We start from the raw sequence: 1,682 nt of genomic DNA, 5'->3' as shown, positions 1-1,682 counted from the left end.
ACGCCCGGCTCGGGGTCGTAGTACTCGTCGATGTCCCAGCGGTCCGGTGGCACCTCGGTGACCAGGTCGTCGCCGCGCAGCAACGCCTCCCACAATTCGTCGGGAGAGTTAATGCCCCCCGGCAGTCTGCACGCCATACCTATGACGGCAACCGGAGTGACAACTGTCTTGTCCACGGTCGTTCACCTCTCCTACCCGTGTCCCTACCCGTGCTCCTGTCAGCGGCTCGAGTTCGCACCAGCGACTGCGGGAAACAGTCGCTTTTTCCGTCCGCACTGAAGGAACATCGCCGCGTCGCGCGCGATCGCAACCCTTGCGTCGACACCAACCATTCGTCTTTGGCGTGATCCGAGCGTAGCTGGTTGGGTCCTGCCACGAGGAAAAATCGTGCGTACGTACAAAAATTTTGCTGAGTGTGCTCAACCACATCGCCGCTTTGCCGCGCAGGGGTTGAGGCGTCACCGGAATCGCGGTGGGTGTGATAGTTGCCCCGGTCTGGCTTGGCCCCCGTTTACTGCCGAAAGGTGCTGGTGAGGGGCCATTGCGGCGGGGTGGGAGTGGTAGCAGCGGTGGTGCGTCACAGTGCTGCAGGTGAACGTTTGCCGACGCGGGGACTGTCGGGATTCCGCGCTCCCGGCGCTCGTCTCAGAGCAGCGACGATGAATCCTGGTTACGGGGGAGCGCTAATGGCAGACCGTCGGCTCGATGTTGCCGAACTGGGGAAACTGACCCGTCGAACGTGGGCCATCTGCACCCGTCGCGGTCCCTATCGGGCCAGAAAGCCCACGTTCGGCGACGCGCGACCGAATGCCAGATCGCACCACGAGTCTGGTACCCACGTAATCAAATTTCTTGTACGTACGCACCGATTTTTCCGCGCGTGCATAGCGGAGCGGCTAGGCTCTGAGGGCGCCAAGAATTCGTGATCGGCACCGATGGGGGTTGAAGGGATGTGTGTGCTGGTTGCGGGGGGTCTTTTCCTGCGTGTAACGAATTTTGGTGATGTTTGGTGAAGCGCTCATACGAGCTCTAACCCAGTGATAAGAACTTGAAGAAATACGTACGGAGAGAAGAAGAAGGACCGTGGATAGAACGCGCGTGACTCCGGTCGCTGTCATTGGCATGGCGTGCCGGCTTCCCGGGGGAATCGACTCTCCCGACCAACTGTGGGAGGCGTTGCTGCGCGGCGACGACCTGGTCACCGAGGTGCCACCGGACCGCTGGGACATCGACGAGTACTACGACCCCGAGCCGGGCGTACCCGGCCGGACGGCGTGCAAGTGGGGCGCGTTCTTGGACAACATCGGCGACTTCGATCCGGAGTTCTTCGGCATCAGCGAGGTAGAAGCCACCGCGATGGACCCGCAGCACCGCCTGCTGCTGGAGACCGCCTGGGAAGCCATCGAGCACGGCGGTCTGCCGCCGGAGAAGCTGGGCGGCCTGCGAACCGGCGTGTTCATGGGATTGATGCATGACGACTACCAGTTCGTGCACGCCGATGCCCAGGCGTTGGACGGGCCGTACGGATACATGGGCAACAGCTTCGCCATGGGATCCGGGCGCATCGCCTACGCCCTGGGACTGCGAGGTCCCGCGCTGACGGTGGACACCGCCTGCTCCTCTGGCCTCACCGCGATCCACCTGGCCTGCCGCAGCCTGCACGACAACGAGAGCGACATCGC

Annotated in this window: 2 protein-coding genes; one reads left to right on the top strand and one right to left on the bottom strand. The window is 62.9% G+C overall.

All coding sequences use genetic code 11. The features are described from left to right. On the bottom strand, positions 1 to 176 hold a 176-nt coding region (locus tag BST27_RS35175; protein WP_428842047.1), incomplete at its 3' end, for a beta-ketoacyl synthase N-terminal-like domain-containing protein. 946 nt (positions 177 to 1,122) lie between these two features. On the opposite strand from BST27_RS35175, the gene BST27_RS30305 reads away from it, so the two are divergent. Then, positions 1,123 to 1,682: beta-ketoacyl synthase N-terminal-like domain-containing protein (locus BST27_RS30305; RefSeq protein ID WP_139805489.1), on the top strand; the 560-nt coding region annotated here is incomplete at its 3' end.

It is taken from the genome of Mycobacterium intermedium (genome assembly GCF_002086275.1).
Classification (GTDB): Bacteria; Actinomycetota; Actinomycetes; order Mycobacteriales; family Mycobacteriaceae; genus Mycobacterium; species Mycobacterium intermedium.
This window is presented reverse-complemented; position numbering and strand designations above follow the sequence as displayed.